Below are 20,778 nucleotides of genomic sequence, written 5' to 3' on the forward strand. Positions count from 1 at the left end.
GAGCACAATGGGTGCGCCGAGCTGTTGGTGCGCGGCGATGAGCAGGTCGCGGTAGTCGGTCCAGGTGAAACTGCGTCTGCCGCCCCGCTTGTGATCGAGATGCCGCTTGGGCCGGTAGATCAGCCGCGAGCGTTCACTCTGCTTGTAGCAGGCCAGAGCGGCGACGGAGAAGCGACGCTGGGAGCGTCCCCGGACCCGGATGACGGGTGTGCGTCCGCGCCGGGCCCAGGTCCGTGCGGTGGGCGGCGTCATCGAGAAGCCGGCTTCGTCCTCGAAGCACAGCCAGGCGTCGAGCGCCGCCACGGACCTTCCACCTGCGGCCAGGTCTCCTTCACCCAGCCCGCCACGGCCCCCTCGTCGCGCTCGACCGCCCGGCGGGCCGGGACCTGGTGGCTGAAGCCGTGCCGATGCAGCATCTTCGCGATCGCCGACAGCGTCATGCTGAACGGAAAATCGAACCTTAGCCAGGCAGGCGGCAGGGTCCGCTCTGCGAAGCAGGACGGACGGTCGAGGCAGGGCGGGAGGTTCAGGCTGCGGGTGCGAGGGTGACTTGGTGTCCGAGGGCCTGGAGCTGACGGACAAGATCTCTGGTCTTGCGGGCGGGATTGAGATGGCGGTGGTGCCATTCGGCACCGAGTTCTTGGTAGGAAGCGTCAGGCTCGCTGAGCAGGTGCCAGGTGATGACAAGGAGCGAGCGGGCAACGGCGACCAGTGCCTTGCTGTGACCGCGGCGTTTGACGATGCGTCGGTAACGGGCACCGAGGAAGGTATCGGTGCGGGCAGCGGCGCTGGCGGCTTCACCCAGTGCGCCCCTGAGCCAGGGATTGCCCCTGCCGGTCGGACCGGCAGTGTTCTTTGCTCCGGACTGGATGCTCCGCGGACACAGCTTCGCCCACGACACCAGGTGCTCGGGGGTGGGAAAGCGGCTCATGTCCAGGCCGATCTCGGCGAGGACGATCTGGGCAGTGGCCTGCCCGACGCCAGGGACGGCATCCAGACGCTCGGCCAGGTGCTGAGCGGTCACGTCAGCGCGGCCGGGCGGATTGCTTCCGCGGTTGTCGCGCGGGGCCGTGGTCCGGCCCATGAGATCCACGATCAGCCGGTCGAGTTCCTGGATCTGCGCGGTGAGATGGTCGACGGTTGACAGCAGCACGCGCAGCAGGCGGGCGTGGTGGTCATCGAACTGCCCGGTGAGGGCTTCGGCCAGTGCCGCCTTCTTCTTCACCAGATTCCCTTTGGCGAGGCCCGCCAGCGTTCTGGGATTACGCTCCCCGGTGACCAGGGCATCCAGCATCGCCCGTCCGGACATCCCGAACAGATCCGAGACGACGCCGGACAGCTTGATCTGCGCGTCCTGCAGGACCTTGTCCACCCGGTGCTTGTGCCGAGTGCGTTCTTGGACGAAGACGGTTCGGGTGCGGGTGAGGTCCCGCAGCTGCCGCACCGGCTTCGGCGGAACGAACGAGGCCCGGACCATGCCCCGTTCGGCGAGCTTGGCCAGCCAGACCGCGTCCAGCTTGTCGGTCTTGGGCCGACCAGGGACGTTCTTCACGTCGCGCGCGTTGACCAGCCAGCACTCCAGGCCACGAGATTCCAGAAGATAGAAGAAGGGCCGCCAATAGCTGCCCGTCGCTTCCATCACCACCCGCTGGACGCCTTGACAGACCAGCCGGTCGCCGAGCTCGAGAATCGCGTTCGTTGTGGACGCCACCGTCCAGACCTGCTGAATACGCCGGCCCTCGATGGTGTCGTGCGGGACACGTAGACACACCATCCCGGACGCCTTGGCGATGTCGATCGCCGCGACCCGGGCAACACTTCCATCGTCGTGGTCCTCCCTCAACTCCTCCATGGCTTCCTCTCCTTGTGCATCGTGCAGAGAGGGGCTGCCCGGAGAGCCTGAGGGAGGCGGAGAAGCTGAACGGCGTGTTCGAGACGACAGTGTGCGGCCCCTCGGACGGCTCTCTCACCAGACTCTTGTGCGGGCTCACGGCCCAAACATGAAGCGGCGTCGGCGGACAGCCCCGTACCAATTTTCACGCCCGCGAGGCGTCAACCGCAGGTGAACGGCTGACTCTTGTGGAACCGGCGCCCGATCAGCGTCTTGATCCGCGCCAGCGTCCAGGTCTGGTCCGGCCAGCCGTGCGCGACCGGCCCCTTGGCGAGCTCCTGCTCGAGCACGATGAACAGGACCTCACTCAGCTTGGGCCGTGACACCGGCCCGGCAGACCGCAGCCCCTCGGCTCCGGCGTCCTGCCAGGCTCGGCGCCAGCGCTGCACCGAGCGCACACTCACCCGTAAGTCCTTGGCGACCTCGGCGCTGGAGGCACCCGCAGCGAATCGCTCCGCGGCCTCCAGCCGGATCCGCTCGCGAAACGCCTGCCGTTCAGGCGTCAGCCCACCACCCTGCGGATATCTCACACAACCGGCATACCGCGACGATCACACATCGTCAGCCCCCAACGACATCACGTCGAAAAGGTCAGTAACGGGTCGCTGGGCGGGGCGTCGAGGATGTGCACCGCGGCACCGGGTACCGGTGCCGAATGCGTCAGCGAATCAGGGAAGAGCGAGTCCGCGATGCCGACGAACTCGAACCGCAGCCGCACGCCTCCGATGCCCCACACCTCCTCCCTGGCCTCCGCGACCGCGCCCCGCAGGGCGGTCGTACGTCGACCGAAACACCCTCAGCAGCCGCAAGGAGAACGGGATGAGGGCTGCTACCCCTGCCGGACGGCTGGTGCGCTCGGCATGCGCCCGTCGCTTCGCCGCTCGAGTGCGGCGAGCAGCTGGCTGACGCATCTTGGGAGACCAGCTGCCGTTCGCCAGCTCGTCCGACGTGGGTGTACCTCGGGGAGCGTCAGGAGTGTTGCCAGCCGGCAAGTTGGGACCGACGTGCGACTCCGCTGCCCAGCACGCCGTCCTGTCCATCAGTCAGGCTCATCGACGGTGCGCATTCCGTCCTTGTTCCCGAGGCCCCTTGCGCGGAAGGTCAACCCATGGCACAACGAGGCTTCCATCTTCCGGTGGCCGCAGTCGCCGTCGGCGCTCTCGCCGTCGTGACCAGTGAGATGGCCCCGGTCGGGCTGCTCTCTGCGATCGCGGACGGGCTCCATGTGCGCACGGGCACGGCCGGTTTTGCCATGACCGCACCCGGTGTGGTCGCCGCTGTCACCGCCCTGGTCCTCGCGCTGGTCCGGGTGCGCGCGGACCGGCGCACCTTACTCTTGGGCGCCGTCGGAACACTTGGCGCAGCCAATCTGGTCGTGGCGCTCGCGCCGAACTTCGCCGTGCTGCTGCTCGCCCGTGTGGTGACCGGTTTTGCCATCGGCGTCTTCTGGTCACTCGCGTTGGGGCTCGGGCCCCGGCTCGCGCCCTCACGGGCCGTGGCACGCGCGACCACGCTGATCCTCGGCGGGGTCCAGGCGGCCGCTGTGGCGGGCGTGCCCGCGGTCGCCTTCGTGGGGCGGTTCGCCAGCTGGCGGACCGCGTTCCTGATGCTCGCCGCGGCCGCGCTGGCGGTCGGTGTCGCGCTCACGGTCCTGCTGCCGCGGCTGCCCGCTGTGCCCGCGGCTTCCGGCGGATCACCCCGTACTATGCTGCGTGGCCGCCCGCTGCTCTGGGCCGTGGCCGCGCTGTTCCTGGCCATGCTGGGCCACTTCGCCGCCTACACGTATGTGACACCGGCTCTGCGCGGACCCGCCGGTATCGCCTCGGCCTGGATCGGCACGCTACTCGCCATATACGGTGTCGCCGGGCTGACCGCCAACTTCCTGTTGGTCCCGGTGGTCTCCCGGTGGCGGAAAACCTACGCCACGGCTGCCACGCTGCTCGTCATCGCCGGCGCCCCGCTGCTCTTCGCGGCCCTGGCTCACGGCACGACCACAGCGGCGGTACTGGTGACGGTGTGGGGCATCGGCTATGGAGCCGGGCCCGCACTGCTGACCCTCGACGTTCTCCGCGCCGCCCCCGGAGCGGAGGAGACCGCCGGCGCGCTCTGCACCTTCTCCTTCAACCTGGCTGTCGCCACGGGTGCAGCCCTCGGAGGAGTGGTGGTCGACGCCTCCTCCGTCCCGTCCACTCTCTTCACCGGCGGTCTCATCGTCATCCTCGCCGTGCTCGTCTCGATCCGTGCCTGCTCCGCGATCGCGCGCGAGTCGAAAGTCGCTGCCCCAGCCCAGGCGTGACCTCATGAGCGGCCTGCATCACCCTCCGAACCCGGTGAAAGACTTACCCGCCCGCCGACATGACATCCTCACGGGACGGTAATGCAAGTCGTCGACTCCTAGTGTGCAGCGGCACTCCGAGCGCCCCTCGACGTTGCACGAGGCCGCGCACATGTACGGCGTTCAGGCCAGGGCCGACAGTGCGTCCGCGGTACCGCCTCTTGGCGTCGAAGGGATAGCTGATGTGTGACGCCACAGGCGTCGCAAGCAGTTCGTGCTCGGGAGCCTGAGGACTCTTGCCGATCCCACGGTGGGCAGAGCAGACGGAGGTAGTGGCACGTTCGGTGAGGGCCCAGGAGCCGAACCTGACGCCGTGATGGGGGTCGATTAGGGCGCCTCTGGGCTGTGCCTTGCGCTTGCTGACGGCCATGCTCAGCGCATTGGTGGCGGAAATGGTAGCGGCGAGGCATCCATGGACCAGCCGGCCACGGGGCAGTCGAAGGTGTCCAGGACGACCGCGCAGATCGGCTCCACCATCGTTCGGGCCCACCAGCACGCCGCTGGAGCACTCATAAGGGGGCCGCAGACCGAAACGAGCCGACGGACCACGCACTCGGACGCTCCGCGGCGGTCTGAGCACCAAGACATCTCATGTCGATTGAGGTCAACTTCGGCGGTTCAGGCGGCGAGTGCGACAGGCGAAGGCCCGTGCGGAGTCGTAGAGCGTGCGGTTCTGCAGGCAGTGGTAGAGGCAGCCGAGGAGCTTGTTGAACAGGTTCCGCAGGGCTGCGGTGTGTCGTTCGCCGTCGGCGTGTCGGCCGTCGTAGTGCTCCCGAGGTTCGTGCGAGCGCAGAGCGGCGAAAGCCCACATGGTATGCCCCGGGTTCAATAGGGCCGGATTGCTGGAGAATTGACTACCCTTCGGCCTTCGGAGGCCCGTTATGCCCCGCAGCTATCCGCCCGAGTTCCGCCGCCGTGTCCTCGATCTGGTCACCTCCGGCCGGAAGATCGCCGAGGTGGCCACGCTCCTCGGGATCAGCGAGCAGACCATCTATGTCTGGCGCCGCCAGAATCTGATCGACACCGGGCAGATGCCCGGTGTCCCAAGCCATGAGCAGTCCGAACTGACAGCAGCACGCAAGCGGATCGCAGAGCTCGAGGCCGAACTGGCCGTCCGCCGACGGGCATCGCAACTACTCGGGGAGACCACCTCCCCAAAAGGCGGTTCGAAGCCATCCGAGTGATGGCCGGCGAGGGGCATTCGGTGCAGCGGGCCTGCCGAGCGCTGCACGTGGCGGAGTCGGGCTACTACGCCTGGCGCGACCGGCCCCCCTCGGCCCGCACGGTGCGACACGCATGGCTGACCGATGCCATCGTCGGTATCCACACCGCCTCCCGCGGCACCTACGGCTTCCGCCGCATCCATGCCGAACTCGATCTCGGATTAGGTTATCCGCGTCAGCCACGGCACCGTAGAACTGCTGATGCAGCGGGCCGGCCTGCAGGGCCTGCCTGGCAGCCGTCGCCCCCGCCGCATACGGCAAACGCCCTCGGCCGCCGACCTAGTGGAACGCAACTTCACCCGGCACGCCCGCGACCAGCTGTGGGTCACCGACATCACTGAACACCCCACGATGGAAGGCAAGGTGTACTGCGCGGTGGTCCTCGACACCTTCTCCCGTAGGGTGGTCGGCTGGTCCATCGACGCCTCGCCCACCGCGGCCCTGACCACCAACGCGCTGAGCATGGCCATCGGCAACCGTCGTCCACAGCCGGGCGGCACGATCATCCACTCCGACCACGGGGCCCAGTTCAGCTCCTGGGCCTTCACTGAATGTGCCCGGGCCACCGGCCTGCTGCCCTCGATGGGCTCCATCGGGGACTGCGTGGACAACGCGATGATGGAGTCCTTCTGGGCCCGGGTCCAGGTCGAACTGCTCAACCGCAGACGGTGGCGCACCCGGCTGGAGCTGTCCACCGCGCTCTTCGAGTACCTGGAGATCTTCCACAACCGACAACGCAGGCACTCCGCTCTGGGCATGCTCAGCCCAGTGGAGTACGAACTGCGTGCAGAACCTGTAGCGTGAAATCAGGTATCCCGACTCCGTGTAACTCGGGACAGTTCGGGGACTCCACGAAACCGGGGTCAGCTCAAGGCGGCGGCTCGCATCTTGTTGTCGCTGCTGACGGCAGCGGACCTGCGGGCCGCTGCCGTCCGACCTCGGTCAGCAGCAGGATCTGTCCTCCGTTGTGACCGCATCCCGAACGACCGGCCGTCACTCTCCACATGAGTCACCCCGAGCATGAGCCGGCACCGTGACACAGGTGGTGCCGACCACTCCGGGGCAGGCACAGAGCTCGTCATGCTGTCGCCACACAGTCGGCATAACGGGAATCTTCAGCGAGCTGACGAAGCCCCATGCGACATCGAGGTCAGCGCGGCAGTATCCCCCGGGCACTCAGGCCACAGTCGACCACAAGGGCAGTCCCGGTGACTGCGCTGCTGTCGTCGGTCGCCAGGAACACGGCCGCCTTGGCGATCTCCGCGGGTTCGGCAATGCGGCCCAGCGGATATCCCTCCTCCATCGCGCGCTGCGCGGCACCCGGATCATCCGCCATTGCCCAGACCCGCTTGACCATGTCCGTACGTACCGCGCCCGGACAGATGGAATTGACGCGGATGCCTCTGCTCCCATACGTCGCTGCGGCCACCTCCGTAAGGTTGATGACCGCGCTCTTCGAAGCACAGTACGCGGGCAGTTGGGGGTCACCCGTCCGTCCCAGCACCGACCCCAGGTTGACGATACTGCCCCCTGCGCCCATGCGCCGCGCGGCCAGCCTCGTGCCGAGGAAGACCCCGCGCGCGTTGACCGCGAGCACTTTGTCGAAGTCGTCGACATCGGTTTCATCGAGCGTGCCTTCGACCTGGATGCCGGCGTTGTTGACCATCACGTCGAGACGCCCCGCCCAGCCCGTCACCGCTTCCAAGGCGGCCTCCAGCTCCGACTCGTCGCTGACCGAACCGCGACGGAACCGGAATCGTTCGCTGGAAATGTCGTTCGTCGCACCCGCGTCGACATCGAACCCCAGAACGGTGGCGCCCTCTTCCAAGAACCGCTTCGTGATCGCCAGACCGATCCCCGAACCGCATCCCGTCACGACCGCCGCCCGGCCAAGCATCCGCTCTGACATGTCCCCACCCTCCGTTCGTCGGACCGTGTCGCGTTCTGCGCAGGCGATCCTCGTCATATCAGCCTGCCCTGCCCTCCTCGCGTGCCTGATCGAGAAGTGCCATCTCATCAGCGGTGAGCTCAAGCTCGGCGGCCGCGACGTTCTCTGCGAGATGCCCGACCGAGGATGTGCCGGGGATCGGCAGCATGACGGGGCTGCGAGCGAGCAACCACGCGATCGCCACCTGCGCCGGTGTCGCGTCGTGTGCTGCCGCGACCTGGGCCACAGGGCCGCCCGGCTCGGTCAGCTTGCCCTCGGCCAGAGGGAACCACGGAATGAAGCCGATGCTGTTTTCCTCGCAGTAGTCGAGGACGTCCTCGCTGTTCCGCGTCGTGAGGTTGTACAGATTCGACACCACGGTCACGGTGAAGAACTCCTGGGCCGCCTTGATCTCCTCGACAGAGACCTCTGAAAGACCAAGGTGCCGGATCTTGCCCTCGTTCTGGAGTTCCTTCATGACCCCGAACTGCTCCTCGCGCGGAACCTTGGGGTCGATGCGGTGGAGCATCCACAAGTCGATGGTCTCGACGCCCAGCCGGCGCAAACTCATCGCACAGCACTGGCGCAGGTACTCAGGTCTGCCGAGCATCTCCCACTCGTCCGGCCCGTGCCGAGTGAAGCCACCCTTCGTCGCGACGTGGATGCCGTCATAAGGGTGAAGGGCCTGGTGGATGAAGTTCTCAGAGAATTCGGGCCCGTACGAGTCAGCCGTGTCGATGAAATCGACACTGAGTTCAGGCAGCCGCTTAAGAACGGCGATCGCGGCATCGGGGTCCCTCGGCGGGCCCCATATCCCTTTACCAGTGAGGCGGTCGGCGCCGTAGCCCAAGCGTGTGACCTGGAGGTCGCCGCCTATGCTGAAGGTGCCGGCAGAAGCTGCGGTGACATTCATGCTCTTGCTTTCCTTTCGGGTAATTGACCGCGGGCAGCCCACGATCAGTCGATTGGCCAGGGCCTACTCCTGGCGGCTGTCCGCGCCGTGGTCGGTGCCGAGCCCGGTGGTCCTCTCGCGCCCCCACCACAGCAGCGCACCGAAGGAGGCCGCGCTCAGCGCGGCCAGCAGTTCGTAGGTCACGGCATCGGCGGTGGCTTCGGCGACGGCCGATGCCGTCAGGGCGCCGACGGTCTGGCCGCCAGCCCATGTGGCATTCACCAAGGCGAGGGCGAGGGCCCGTTCGAGGCCGATGGCTTCCGCTCCGTCCGTCAGCAGCGCCAGGGCGGGCGTGTACATCACACCGAAGCACGCTGTTGCAGCGATCACTACTGTGGCGCACACCCAGATGGTTGCCGGTTGCGGCGACAGCGCCACCAGTACGGCACCGGCAGCGAGCACCACTAGAAGCGGAACTTGACGCCCTATCAGGTCACTCGCACTGCCTATGGCGACCTGCCCTACCGCCTGCACCGCCGCCGCGATCAGGAACGTCGCTCCGATCGTCAGGCCGCCCGCACCCAGGTGGTCCAGGCGTAGGGGATTGAGTACGTTCAATCCCCCACAGACGAACGACGGAAGGGCCATGAGCCCCATACCCGTCCGCACAGTCCGGTCGCGCAGCGCCGCCGCAAGCGAGTAGCGCGCCCGTTCCGGCGGCCGGGGTTCGGGCGGGCGCCGCGACCGGGTCACCAGCAGCGCGCTCAGCACGGCGATGCCGATGAACGGCGCCTGCGGGCCGACCCCACGTGCCACGGCCCCGAATGCCGGCCCGAGCAACGCACCGCTGAACCCCAGCGCCGTGATCGCGCCGATCGCGCGTCCACGCTCGTCGACGGGCGTGACCGAGAGCAGCCAGGCCATCGCACCGCTCCAGGAGCAGGCGCCGGCAAGCCCCTGGACGAAGCGAGCGGCGTCGAGCAGCACGATGTCGTTGCCGAATGCGAAAACCAGGCTGGTCAGCGAGATCACCACGAGCGCGACCACGACGGTCTTGCGTGGCCCGATCTTCCAGCCCAGCCACCCGCTCGGCAGTGCCCCGGCGAGGGTGCCGGCAGCGTACGCGCCGGACAGGATGCCGCTCCCCGACTCCGAAAGGCCGAAGCGATCGGCGTAGTAGGGAAGCATCGGCGTCAGCGCGGCGAAGAACATCGCGTCCAGCACGACGATCGTGCCCACGAGGACGAGCACGCGTCGCCGCGCCACGCGATCGGCGACCAGCGCCGTCACCTTCCCGGCACCATCATGACGATGTTGCCGACATGCTGTCTCTTCAGGAAGGTCTGCTGTGCTTCGACGAGGTCGTGCAGCGGGTAGGTCGCTGCCACGGTTGCTCGGATCGCGCCGCCGGCGACCAGGTCGACCAGCATGGCGAACGTCGAGACGCGAGGGCACGAGACGCCGCGCAGGTCGAGATCCTTGTAGATCAGATGCCGCAGGTCGACAGGCGTGACCGGGCCGCCGATCCCGCCCGCCGTCACGCACGTGCCGCCGTCGCGGACCATCTCCAGGAGCGTGGCGAGCTGCTTTCCCCCGACGACGTCGAGGACGACGTCCACGCAGTCGACACCGGCCTCCCTCAAAAGGTCGGCGACGCTCGGGCGGCCACGGTCGATGACGAGGTCGGCTCCGAGCGTGCGCAGGCGATCGTGCTTCGAACGCGAAGCGACCGCGATCACGTCGAGGCCGAGAAACTTGCCGAGCTGGACCAGCGCCGTACCGACACCACCGCTCGCTCCGGACACGAGCATCGTCTGGCCCGCGCGTACCCGGCTGCGGAGAATCATCTCCAGTGCCGTGGAGTACGCCACCGGATAGCAGGCCAGTTCGGCGGCGGGAAGCCGCTGCGGGACCTGCCACGCGTTCACCGCCGGCACCACGACGTACTGTGCGAAGCCTCCGTCGATGTCGAAACCGAGGAAGCCCACGGTTGCCGCCCGCTCCGGTTGGCGCTCGGCGCCCAGCCGCAGGTTGGGATCGCAGATGACCCGCTCACCGAGGCGGCTTGCGGAGACTCCCGCTCCCACCTGGACGATCCGACCGGTGATGTCGGCGCCCTGGATCCTGGGGAACCGGAGCCCGGTTTCGTCGACCTCACCGCTGTACCAGTCGGCTCGCACGTTGACGTCGGTGTTGTTGACACCGGCCGCCTCGACTTCGATCAGTACGTCGAGTGGGCCTGGAGCCGGGACGGGAACGTCTTCGCGGTACTCGTACTGGTCGACATCGCCGTGGCCGCGCAGGACGACCGCGTTCATCGTGCGCGGGACCACGCCCCCCTCCGTCCGGCTCACGCGCTCACCGTCGGGGCGACGCGCGAGGGGGATGCCGGGCGAGGGAGACCGAGGTTCTCGCGCAGCGTCGCACCCTGGTACTCGCTGCGCGTCAGGCCGCGCCGACGCAACTCGGGAACGAGCACGTCGCACACGCAGTCGAGGCCCTCCGGTACCGTAACGGGCGTGATCGCGAAGCCGTCGCAGGCCCGGCCCTCGAACCACTCCTGCATCTGATCGGCCACCTCGTGCACCGATCCGGTCGCACTGCTGTGGCCCAGCGCCCGATCGTTCAGGGCGATGATGCGCCGCATCGTGAGCTTGTGGCGCACGACCATGTTGTAGAAGTTGCGGTAACGACTGCCGCCGAACGCGTCGGTCTCCGCCTCATCGGGGTCGACCAGGAGGTCAGGGGGAATCGGCGAGTCCGGGTCCTGCCCGCTGAGGTCCGTCTGCAGGGCGATCTCGAGATCTGCCCGGCCCATCTCCAGGTCGATGAACTGGTCGAGCCTCTCCTCGAACGCGCGCGCCCCTGCAGTCGTCTCAGCCACGATCGGGGTGATGCCCGGCAGGATCCGGACGCTGTCTGGATCGCGACCGGCCGCCGCGGCCCGTTCCTTGATTTCCCGGTAGAAGTCCTGCGCGACGTCGAGATCGGTCTGCGCGGTGAAGACGACTTCCGCGTTGCGCGCCGCGAAGTCCATCCCGGCGGGGGACTGTCCCGCCTGCACGATGACCGGCCAGCCCTGCGGCGAGCGATGCATGAACAGCTGGCCCGCCGTCCGCGAGAAACGCCCTTCGAACTCGACGGGGTGGATCCGGTCGGACCGCGCCCACGCCGCGTTAGCGCGGTCGTTCACGACCGCGTCGTCGTCCCAAGCGTCCCAGAGGGCCTTGGTCGCCGCGAGGTACTCCTCGGCACGCACGTAGCGCTCGTCGTTGGGAGGCAACTGCAGGCCGTAGTGCTCCTCGCCGGCCTGCGAGGTGACGAGGTTCCAGCCCGCGCGGCCGCCGCTGAGCCAGTCCAGGCTGGTCAGGTAGCGCGCCATGTTGTAGGGATGGATGAACGTCGTGGACGCGGTGCCGATCAGCCCGATGTGCTGAGTCTGCGCGGCCATCACACTCATCGTGGTGAACGGCTCATATCCTGTCGGGAACGGGTGGGCGCCGAACCTGCCGCCCATGAGGAAGTAGAGAACGTCGGCCATGAAGATGGCATCGAATTTCGCTGCCTCCGCACGCTGGGCGAAGCGAATCGGCAGATCCGGTCCCCACAGTTCTTCTACCGGCGATGTCGGGCTGCGCCAACTCGAGGCCATACGCCCGGTCGGTGCATAGAACATCACCAGATTCATGATCTCGTCACGCCGGTCCATGTCCGACTCCGTCACAGTTCACTAGGTGGCTGGTCTTCGCCGTCGCGGCTCAGCTGGAGGCGGCCGTGATCGCGCGCACGGGCGACGCGGGCCGCTTCAGCCCGAGGTGATCGCGCAGCGTGGTGCCCTCGTATTCAACGCGAGCGACGCCCCGGCGCTGGAGCTCGGGAATCAGCAGGTCGCAGATCGCGTCGTAGGCCTCGGGAACGGCCGTCGCGGTGATCGCCCAGCCGTCGCAAGCCCCGGTCTCATACCACTCCTGCATGAGATCCGCGATCTCCTTCGCGGTTCCGACCGGTGCGTTGTGCCCGATGTTGCGGTCGGTGCGAGCGATGATGTCGCGCAGGGGCATCTTCTGGTGCACGGCCATGTTGTAGAAGTTGCGGTAGCGGCTACCGAAGTTCACCTCGACGTTCGCCGCGTCGGGGGAAGCCAGCCGCTCGGGCGGGATCGGCTGGTCGGGATCCAGGTCTCGCAGGGTGGCCTGAAGCGTCTCCTCGGTCCTGGCCATACCGACGTCGAGCGGGGTCCAGAGGTTCAGCTGGTGCTCGAAGTCCCGCGCTTCGTCTACGGTTTCTGCCACAGTCGGCATCAGCCCAGGAAGGACCTTCAAGCTGTCCGGGTCGCGCCCCACACTCGCGGAGCGCTCGCGGATCTCGCGCCGGAACTCCTTGGCCGCCTCGAGGTCGTTCTGGGCGGTAAACACGAGTTCGGCGTTGCGCGCCGCGAAGTCCATGCCGGCCGGTGACTGGCCGGCCTGCACGATCACAGGGCGGCCCTGGGGCGAGCGATGCATGAACAGCTGGCCCTGAGCCTTGTAGTACTTACCCTGGTGGTCGATCGGATGGATGCGATCCGCCCGGGCCCAGACACCCTGCTCGCGATCATTGATCACGGCGTCGTCGTCCCACGCATCCCAGAGCGAGGTGGCGACGTCGAGGTACTCCTGGGCACGAGCGTACCGCTCCTCGTTGGGGGGCAGCTCGATGCCGTAGTGCTCACCGCCGCCCGTAGACGTCACGACGTTCCAGCCGATGCGTCCGCGACTGAGCCAGTCGAGGCTGGACAGGAACCGGGCGACGTTGTACGGATACTCGAACGACGTCGATGCGGTCGCGACCAGACCGATGTGCTTGGTCCTCGCTGCCATGGCGCCGACCAACGTGAAGGGCTCATAGCCGGCGGTGAACGGTTGCTGACCGATCGCTCCTCCCTCCCAGGACAGCCAGCTGCCCAGGAAGACCGCGTCGAAGCGGGCCCGTTCGGCCTGCAGTGTGAGGCTCAGCGGTAGATCAAGGTTCCAGAGTTCCTCGATGCGTGACTGCGGGCTACGCCACGCCCAGCCGCGCCCGGTCGGCTGGAGAAACATCACTAGGTTCATCACAGAGCTTCGACGCTTCATGGCACTCCACTTCGTTCTACGAATGAGTCACCTAAGTCACCAGGTCACAGGACCCGTTCCAGGAATGAGCGGGTGCGGGCCTCCTGCGGGTCGTCCAGAACTTGCGAGGGCGGCCCTGCCTCTACCACGACGCCGCCGTCCATGAACACCACCTTGTCCGCGACACCGCGGGCGAAGTTGATCTCATGTGTGACGATCAACAGCGTCATGCCGGCGTCCGCGACACCGCGGATGACCTCCAGGACCTCCCCCACGAGCTCGGGGTCGAGGGCGCTGGTGGGCTCGTCGAAGAGGATGAGCTTGGGGTCGATCGCCAGGGCACGTGCGATCGCCACCCGCTGCTGCTCCCCACCGGATAGCTGGCGGGGATACTTGCCTTCCTTGTTCTTGAGACCGACCCGCTCGAGCAGCTCCAGACTGCGGGCGCGAGCCTCCTCCTTCGTCCGTTTGTGCACGATGACCTGCGCGAAGCTGACGTTCTGCTCGGCCGTCATGTGCCCGTAGAGGTTGAAGTGCTGGAAGACCATTCCGATCTTCGCCCGTTGACGCGCGACCTCCCGAGGCGGCAGCTCGTAGAGCTTGCCCTTCTTCTCCTCGTGGCCCACGGTCGTGCCATCGACGAACAACCGTCCGCCATCGATGCGCTCAAGATGGTTGACGCAGCGAAGGAACGTGCTCTTGCCCGCTCCGGACGGACCCAGAAGGCAACAGACCTCGCCCTCCTGCACGTCGATCGAAACGTCTTCAAGCACCCGCACATGCCCGTATTGCTTGCGGACGGACTGCGCTGAAATCATCGGTGTCATGCGGATCGCACCCGGCCCCGGATAGCTGAGAACATGATGGCGACCCACGAACGCTGGGCATTACGCCGCGTACCGCGGGAAAATCGCTTCTCGATGAAGAACTGACCGATGCTCAAAATCGACGTTAGCGCCAGGTACCACAGAGAGGCCACGATCAGAAGCGGGATGATCTGGTAGGTGAGGTTGTAGACGGCTTGCACCGAGTGCAGCAGCTCCGAGTAGGAGATCACGGTGGCTAGTGAGGTCCATTTGAGCATCCCGATCGTTTCGTTGCCGGTAGGCGGGATGATCACTTTCATTGCCTGGGGCAACACGATGTACCGCATCGTCTGAGCGGAGTTCAGTCCGTACGCGGCGGCGGCATCCGACTGGCCCTCGTCGACGGACAGGATCCCCGCCCGAACGATTTCGGAATAGTAGGCCGAGAAGTTGAGGCCGAGCCCGAGCAGCGCCGCCACGAACGGCGCCATCACATCGTTGGTGTTGTAACTGAAGAACTGGACGCCGAACAGGTCCAACTGGAGGCGCGGGAACACCGAGGAAAGATTGTACCAGAAGATCAGCTGCACAAGCGTCGGAGTGCCGCGGAAGAACCACTGGTAGAACGCCGCGACGCTGTTCAGGATCGGGTTGACGGACAGTCGCATGATGGCGATCAACGTCCCGAGCGTGACACCCAACACCATGGCCAGCGCGGTCATGAGCAGTGTCTTGAGCACGCCGGTAAGAACGCTTTGGCTGAACAGGTACTGAGCGACGACGTCCCACTCGAACGCAGGCGTCGTCACCAGCACCCTCAGGATCCACAGCGACACCAGAAGGATCACACCCGCGGCGACCCACCGCCAGGGATGACGAAGCGGCACGACCGACACATGCGACGAGTCGCTCGCCTGGTGCTGCTCGGCCCGGTCCGCTTGAGTGGCTTCACTCGACACGATCCATCACCTCGCGCTCGGCGCAGGCCGGCTGTTCAGGAGGGGAGGGATGACGGCGTCGGTCTTGCTGACGCCCCACTTGGCGAGGAGCTTGCCCCACGTGCCGTCGTTGATGAGCTCGTTGATGACGCGCAGCAGCTTGCCCTGCAGCGCCTTGTTGTTCTTGGCCACGATCCACCCTGTGTACCGCGCTTCGGGATTCGGGAAGGAGTACGGAAGCAGTTCGTACCCCGGGGTCGTCTTGACGAAGTAGGCGCCGTTGGCCGGCACGAACATGTCGAAGTCGGCGCGACCGTTCTTCACCGCGAGATACTCCTGCGAGGTCTGCGTGTAGGCCTGAATCTTGATCGACGGCTTCCCGGCCTTCGCGCATGTCTCGTTCAGGATCTTGGCCTCCTGCTCCTGCTGACTGCCAGTCGTCACCGCCGCCGAGTGGCCGCACAGGTTTGTGAGATCCAGGTGGGCTTGGTCAGCACCAAGATGGAGGTGTGCCGGATTACCCGCCCGGGTGACCACGCGGTAAGTGGTCTTGTAGAGGTCGATGAAATCCACCTGCTTGCGACGCGCGGGCGTGTCCGCCATCGCCATGATCATGAGATCAGCGCGGCCGTTCGCGAGCGCGGGAATCATCGCGTCGAATTGCATGTTCTGGTACTCGACCTTGACTCCGAGCTTCTTGGAGATCGCGGCGAGCATCTCGACCTCCAGGCCATGCATGGTGTGGCCATCCTTGTCAAGGAACTCGTACGGCGTGTAGATACCGTCGGCGAGTACTCTCAGGACGCCATCACTCGAGCCCGTCCGGCCCCCTCCCCCGCCAGCCGGCGAGCTTCCACTGCTTTGACTGCCACATGCACTCAGCATGAGCGTGGCCGCCACCAACCATCCACCGAAGATCTTATTGCGGGTGTGGCGCATTTGTTCCTCCCTCTGAACGGGTCCAGCGTCTCTTGATCATCCGCAGCCATGCCCGACCCATGCCCGACCACTCGGGTTGGCATAGGTATACACACTCCCGATGGCGAACGCCAGGGTTCTGAGGCTCGTTCCGTGGTTATGACATTTCGGAAAAGCTCCGGAAACCAGCGCCCACCCCCTGCATCGAGACACCCGACGGCCACGTGGCGCCCGCTTCTTGAGTGAGAGTCGAGATCCACGGCCCTTGACGTTGCGTGGGTGCGGCACCCGGCGTCACGGGCGCCGGCCTCGGCCGCCGGAGGATGACGCGGCCCACCAGACGTTCCTCGACACCCAATCGGGCGGCACTTCCCTTGCTCAAAGCGCCGGTTACGCACCTCGGCAAGATCCGCCACCATAGGGCCAGGACCTGCGAGAAAGTACGATGCCCGGCTTGGCAGGCCTGCGTCCAGCACTCATCGGCAGTCGCCGTCTGCTCGACCTTCGACCGTCACGTCCTACCTCCGGATTTCATATGGAACAAGGCCGGTGACTCAGGATGTGAGCCGACTCTCCGGTCAGCGAGGTGTCCGCGGTTCCGTTCACAGGCCGGGGGCGCATTCCCTCCCCGGCCGTACGTAAGTAGTCGCGTAGGTAGGTACACGGATCCCGGGGACAGGGCGACGTGTCATCGTGACCCCAGGCAGAAACCCTCGCCGAAGCTCGCTGCTTGCCCCGCGATGCCTACATACGTATTCTGCCGGAGGAGACCGGTTCAATGGAGCTATCGATCGTCGTAGGGAACCCGAGGCCGAAGTCGCGCACCCTGGCGGTGGCGGAGGCGGTCGCGGAGCGGGTCGCCGGCGCCACCGGTGCGAGCATCGCACGCACCGTGGATCTGGCTGAGCACGCCGACCAATTGTTCGAATGGCCTCATGACGGGATGGCCGCGCTCAATGACGCGATCGCGGGCAGCGAGTACGTCGTATTCGCCTCCCCCACGTACAAGGCCGCTTATACGGGACTACTGAAGGCGCACCTCGACCGCTACCCCGACAGAGGGCTCGCCGGAGTGACGGCGATCCCCGTGATGACCGGCGGCGCACCAGGGCACGCGATGGCCGTCGACACGGCGTTGCGCCCCGTGCTGGTCGAGCTCGGCGCTTCGCTGCCAACGCAGGGCCTGTTCTTCGTCATGACGCAGATGACCGAACTCGACGCGGTCGTGGACGAATGGGCCGAGCGCAACCTGACGATGCCGACGACGATTGCTCCGGTGACGCGAAAGATGGAGACGCGATGACCATGGACAACACCGTGCAGATAGATGCGACGCACTTCCGCAAGGTTCTCGCCCATCTGCCGACAGGCGTAACCGTTATCACGGCGCATGGCGAGCACGGCCCGGTCGGCATGGCCGCCAACTCGGTCACGTCGGTGTCGCTCGACCCCCCGCTCATCCTGTTCTGCCCGGCGAAGTCCTCCTCGACCTGGCCCAAGATCCGCGCCGCCGGCTCCTTCTGCGTCAACGTCATGGCTGGCCACCACGAGGACGTCACGCGTCAGTTCGCCGCCAAGGAAGCCGACCGCTTCGCCGGAGTGGAGTTCGCGATGCGCCCCGCAGGACCGGCGCTGCGCGACGTGGTGGCGTGGATCGAGTGCACGATCCACGCCGAGTACGACTCCGGTGATCACACCATCGTCGTCGGGCGAGTCAGCGCAATCGAGGCGGCGTCGGATGCGGAGCCGCTCGTGTTCTTCCGCGGCGCGTACGGGTCGTTCCGAGCGCCGACCGTCGCCTGACAGAACAGTACGTTTTGTCGCAGGTGCGGGGAGTGGGTCTCATCGTGGGCGTCGGGCAGATCCTGGGAGCTATGCATGTACAACGACCAACCGTTCGCCAGCATCGAGGAGGCGGTCGACGACATCCGCGCTGGGCGGATGGTCGTCGTCTGCGATGACGAGAGCCGTGAGAACGAGGGCGACCTGACGATGGCCGCCCAGTTCGTCACTCCCGAGTCGGTCAACTTCATGGCCAAGGAGGGGCGCGGCCTGATCTGCCTCGCACTCACCCAGGAGCGCTGCGACGAGCTCGGGCTCGACCTCATGGCTGCCAAGAACGAGTCGCCGTTCGAGACGGCGTTCACCGTGTCGATTGAGGCACGCGAAGGCGTCACCACCGGAATCAGCGCGGCCGATCGCGCGCGCACCATCCAAGTCGCGATCGATCCGGAGTCGGTGCCGCGCGACCTCGTCCAACCCGGACATGTCTTTCCGCTCAAGGCGAGGCCCGGAGGCGTGCTGGAGCGGACCGGGCAGACGGAGGCGGCGGTCGATCTCGCGCGGCTGGCCGGACTCAACCCCGCCGGCGTCATCTGCGAGATCATGAACGACGACGGGACGATGGCACGGGTCGATGACCTCGTCGGGTACTGTGCTCGACACCAGCTGAAGATGATCACGGTCGCGGACCTGATCGCGTATCGGCGCAAGCACGACCGTCTCGTCGAACGTATCGTTGCGACGTCGCTTCCCACGACGTTCGGTGACTTCGTGGCCGTCGGCTATCGCTCACTCATCGACGACAAGCACCACGTGGCTCTGGTCAAGGGCGACGTCAGGGGCGGCGAGGACGTGCTCGTGCGCGTGCACTCGGAGTGCCTGACAGGCGATGTGTTCCACTCGTTGCGATGTGACTGCGGTGAGCAGCTTGAATCGGCACTGTCGATGATCGAGAGCGAGGGCAGCGGCGTGCTGCTGTACCTGGCTCAGGAGGGTCGTGGTATCGGCCTGCTGAACAAACTCCGGGCGTACAAGCTCCAGGAGCAGGGCTTCGACACCATCGACGCCAACCTCCAACTCGGACTGCCCGTGGACCTTCGGGACTACGGCATCGGTGCCCAGATCCTCAGCGATCTCGGCTTGTCCTCGATCCGCATGCTGACGAACAACCCGAAGAAGATCCACGGTTTGGAAGGCCACGGATTGTGGGTCACCGAGGTTGTGCGCATCGCACCCGCACCCAACCCGCACAACCAGGCCTATCTGCGCACCAAGGCCGAACGCATGGGGCATGTCCTGCACCACTAGGCGTCGACGACGTGCGGCGCGCCAACACGGGGCCGAAGGTCTGGTCGTGCTGAGCACGTGGGCGGCACTTCGGCGGACGCTGGCTCCATGGCCGCACAGGGGGATGGGACGGAGGCCTCGCAGTCTACGGGTGACCAAGATCCGTGGCATCGGGCCTCCGCCTCCAAGTGGTTCTCGCACCTCGCAAGCCAGTGTCATATCCCAGAAGGAGATGCGCAGTGACGCATGAAGCACCGAGTCAGAACACAGCCGTTCTGGAAAGTCATTCCGTGGAAGCGATACCGGCGGAGGATCGGCACGGAAAGTCGTCCGGTCTTTTTTTTCTGTGGTTCTCATCGAATGCCAACGTGATGAACCTGGCCACCGGGATGATCGGAATATCTCTGGGCCTGTCCCTCCGCGACGTGGTGATCGCCGTGGTCATCGGGAACGTAATCGGTGCGTTTTTCATGGCGTATCACTCGGCGCAGGGCCCGATTCTGGGTCTGCCTCAGATGATCCAGAGCCGCGCACAGTTCGGCTTCTACGGTTCGGCCCTGCCGAACATCATCGTGCTGTTCGTGTACTTCGGGTTCTACGTGGGCGCCCTGGTGCTCAGTAGTCAGTCCATGGCTCATCTGCTGCATATCCCGACGCCATCGGCGATCATCCTCAGCAGCCTTGTCACCGTGCTGGTGGCATTCGTCGGCTATCGCATGATCCACGGGATAAACCGGGTGATGGCGATCGCGTCGGCCGCCCTCGTCGTCGTCCTCGTCATTGCCCTGCTCGGTAGGCTGGGGCAAGGTCACTACAAGGCGACCGACCACTCCTTCGGATTGTTCCTGCTGATGACCTCCGTGGCGGCCAGTTCACAGATCACGTATGCGCCCTACGTGTCCGACTACTCCCGCTACCTGCCCGCCTCCGTCGGCGTCCGGCGTCCCTTCTGGTTCACGTACCTCGGCACGACCCTGGGCGGCGTGATATTCGAGAGCGCCGGCGCTCTCGCCGGTGTGGTCGCCCTCCCCACTGCGTCTTCGGACACCGTCGGCTACCTGGCAGGACTGTTCCCCTCAGTACGCTGGCTGATCACCGTCTTGCTCTTCCTCGGCCTTGTCGCCACCAACGCCCAGAACGTGTACGGCGCGTACATCACCGCGATGACCATCGTGACCACAGCCGGCGGGCGCACCCGCGCGGCGGTGAGCCGTGGCCTGTTCATCGTCGCGTTCGCCATCGTCGGCGCGTTCGTCGGCGCAGCGGTCAGCAGCGACTTCCTGACCAACCTCGCCAATTTCATCACCGTGGCGCTCTACGCGTTGATCCCCTGGACGGCGATCAACCTCACCGATTTCTACCTGGTCAAGCGGGGTCGCTATGACGTCGCCTCGATTCTCTCGAAAGAGGGCCGTTACGGCTTGGTCAACTGGCGAGCGATCACGGTCTATATAGTCACCATCGCGATCGAAGTGCCCTTCATGAACAACGCACTGTACGAGGGGCCGGTCGCCAAGGGTCTCCAGGGCGCGGACATCGCGTGGATCGTCGGTCTCCTCGTCGGCGGCGGATTGTGGGTGGCCGCGTCGCGTCGCAGGGTGCCGACGGCAGATCTGGAGGCCTCCGTTGCCTTGTCCGGTTCCACGGTGGTGCAAAGCGGTGAGGTCCAGTAGCGCCACCGCCGTCGTC

The 20,778-nt window shown here is 66.2% G+C and carries 18 protein-coding genes and 2 pseudogenes; 7 read left to right on the forward strand and 13 right to left on the reverse strand.

Features of this window, described 5'->3' with window-relative positions:
- From ACWC2T_RS42705 to ACWC2T_RS42715, 3 genes and pseudogenes are all read right to left on the reverse strand, one after another.
- Positions 1-452, reverse strand: a pseudogene (locus tag ACWC2T_RS42705) (helix-turn-helix domain-containing protein); the annotation flags it as partial.
- A 74-nt stretch (positions 453-526) separates the two neighbouring features.
- Positions 527-1,852, reverse strand: a complete 1,326-nt coding sequence (locus ACWC2T_RS42710; RefSeq protein ID WP_450675685.1) for an IS110 family transposase — start codon at positions 1,850-1,852, stop codon at positions 527-529.
- Positions 1,853-2,076: 224 nt separating this feature from the next.
- Positions 2,077-2,421: pseudogene (locus ACWC2T_RS42715) on the reverse strand (helix-turn-helix domain-containing protein); the annotation flags it as partial.
- Between the two features lie 578 nt (positions 2,422-2,999).
- Between ACWC2T_RS42715 and ACWC2T_RS42720 the strand changes: the two are divergent.
- A complete protein-coding gene (locus ACWC2T_RS42720) occupies positions 3,000-4,187 on the forward strand; it encodes an MFS transporter (RefSeq protein ID WP_450675686.1) in 1,188 nt (395 codons plus the stop codon).
- 643 nt (positions 4,188-4,830) lie between these two features.
- On the opposite strand, the gene ACWC2T_RS42725 is transcribed toward ACWC2T_RS42720, so the two are convergent.
- The gene (locus ACWC2T_RS42725) at positions 4,831-5,037 is read right to left on the reverse strand and encodes a hypothetical protein (RefSeq protein ID WP_450675687.1); all 207 of its coding nucleotides are present in this window, start codon (positions 5,035-5,037) and stop codon (positions 4,831-4,833) included.
- Between the two features lie 70 nt (positions 5,038-5,107).
- Here ACWC2T_RS42725 and ACWC2T_RS42730 point away from each other — a divergent pair, with 70 nt between their 5' ends.
- Both ACWC2T_RS42730 and ACWC2T_RS42735 read left to right on the forward strand, forming a co-directional pair.
- The gene (locus tag ACWC2T_RS42730; RefSeq protein WP_450675688.1) at positions 5,108-5,410 is read left to right on the forward strand and encodes a transposase; all 303 of its coding nucleotides are present in this window, start codon (positions 5,108-5,110) and stop codon (positions 5,408-5,410) included.
- Positions 5,411-5,617: 207 nt separating this feature from the next.
- A complete protein-coding gene (locus ACWC2T_RS42735) occupies positions 5,618-6,253 on the forward strand; it encodes an IS3 family transposase (protein WP_450675708.1) in 636 nt (211 codons plus the stop codon).
- Positions 6,254-6,599: 346 nt separating this feature from the next.
- On the opposite strand, the gene ACWC2T_RS42740 is transcribed toward ACWC2T_RS42735, so the two are convergent.
- The 9 genes from ACWC2T_RS42740 to ACWC2T_RS42780 all read right to left on the reverse strand — a co-directional run bounded on the left by ACWC2T_RS42740 (position 6,600) and on the right by ACWC2T_RS42780 (position 16,041).
- The gene (locus ACWC2T_RS42740; protein ID WP_450675689.1) at positions 6,600-7,358 is read right to left on the reverse strand and encodes an SDR family NAD(P)-dependent oxidoreductase; all 759 of its coding nucleotides are present in this window, start codon (positions 7,356-7,358) and stop codon (positions 6,600-6,602) included.
- A 58-nt stretch (positions 7,359-7,416) separates the two neighbouring features.
- On the reverse strand, positions 7,417-8,289 hold the full coding sequence (locus ACWC2T_RS42745; protein WP_450675690.1) for an aldo/keto reductase: 873 nt from the start codon (positions 8,287-8,289) through the stop codon (positions 7,417-7,419).
- 63 nt (positions 8,290-8,352) lie between these two features.
- Positions 8,353-9,558 carry an MFS transporter gene (locus ACWC2T_RS42750; protein WP_450675691.1) on the reverse strand — a complete coding sequence of 402 codons (1,206 nt, stop codon included), beginning with the start codon at positions 9,556-9,558 and terminating at the stop codon, positions 8,353-8,355.
- Positions 9,555-10,622 carry a zinc-binding dehydrogenase gene (locus tag ACWC2T_RS42755; protein ID WP_450675692.1) on the reverse strand — a complete coding sequence of 356 codons (1,068 nt, stop codon included), beginning with the start codon at positions 10,620-10,622 and terminating at the stop codon, positions 9,555-9,557. Before ACWC2T_RS42755 ends, ACWC2T_RS42750 begins: the two co-directional genes overlap by 4 nt.
- Positions 10,619-11,977, reverse strand: a complete 1,359-nt coding sequence (locus ACWC2T_RS42760; protein ID WP_450675693.1) for an NtaA/DmoA family FMN-dependent monooxygenase — start codon at positions 11,975-11,977, stop codon at positions 10,619-10,621. Before ACWC2T_RS42760 ends, ACWC2T_RS42755 begins: the two co-directional genes overlap by 4 nt.
- Before the next feature lie 49 nt (positions 11,978-12,026).
- Entirely contained in the window at positions 12,027-13,346 is a 1,320-nt protein-coding gene (locus tag ACWC2T_RS42765) for an NtaA/DmoA family FMN-dependent monooxygenase (RefSeq protein WP_450675694.1), read from the reverse strand.
- A gap of 77 nt (positions 13,347-13,423) precedes the next feature.
- Positions 13,424-14,185 carry an amino acid ABC transporter ATP-binding protein gene (locus ACWC2T_RS42770; protein WP_450675695.1) on the reverse strand — a complete coding sequence of 254 codons (762 nt, stop codon included), beginning with the start codon at positions 14,183-14,185 and terminating at the stop codon, positions 13,424-13,426.
- Complete coding sequence (locus ACWC2T_RS42775) at positions 14,182-15,123, reverse strand: amino acid ABC transporter permease (protein WP_450675696.1); 942 nt, start codon at positions 15,121-15,123, stop codon at positions 14,182-14,184. The genes ACWC2T_RS42770 and ACWC2T_RS42775 overlap by 4 nt, the downstream gene beginning before the upstream one ends.
- Positions 15,124-15,129: 6 nt before the next feature.
- Positions 15,130-16,041, reverse strand: coding sequence for an ABC transporter substrate-binding protein (locus tag ACWC2T_RS42780; RefSeq protein ID WP_450675697.1), 912 nt, complete (start codon positions 16,039-16,041; stop codon positions 15,130-15,132).
- 757 nt (positions 16,042-16,798) lie between these two features.
- On the opposite strand from ACWC2T_RS42780, the gene ACWC2T_RS42785 reads away from it, so the two are divergent.
- The 4 genes from ACWC2T_RS42785 to ACWC2T_RS42800 all read left to right on the forward strand — a co-directional run bounded on the left by ACWC2T_RS42785 (position 16,799) and on the right by ACWC2T_RS42800 (position 20,762).
- Positions 16,799-17,323, forward strand: a complete 525-nt coding sequence (locus ACWC2T_RS42785) for an NADPH-dependent FMN reductase (RefSeq protein WP_450675698.1) — start codon at positions 16,799-16,801, stop codon at positions 17,321-17,323.
- A gap of 2 nt (positions 17,324-17,325) precedes the next feature.
- Positions 17,326-17,823: a flavin reductase family protein gene (locus ACWC2T_RS42790; protein WP_450675699.1), complete on the forward strand. Its 498-nt coding sequence runs from the start codon at positions 17,326-17,328 to the stop codon at positions 17,821-17,823.
- 75 nt (positions 17,824-17,898) lie between these two features.
- Positions 17,899-19,110: a bifunctional 3,4-dihydroxy-2-butanone-4-phosphate synthase/GTP cyclohydrolase II gene (locus ACWC2T_RS42795; protein WP_450675700.1), complete on the forward strand. Its 1,212-nt coding sequence runs from the start codon at positions 17,899-17,901 to the stop codon at positions 19,108-19,110.
- A 269-nt stretch (positions 19,111-19,379) separates the two neighbouring features.
- Entirely contained in the window at positions 19,380-20,762 is a 1,383-nt protein-coding gene (locus tag ACWC2T_RS42800; RefSeq protein WP_450675701.1) for a purine-cytosine permease family protein, read from the forward strand.
- Positions 20,763-20,778: the final 16 nt, after the last annotated feature.

This window comes from Streptomyces sp. NPDC001393 (genome assembly GCF_053597455.1).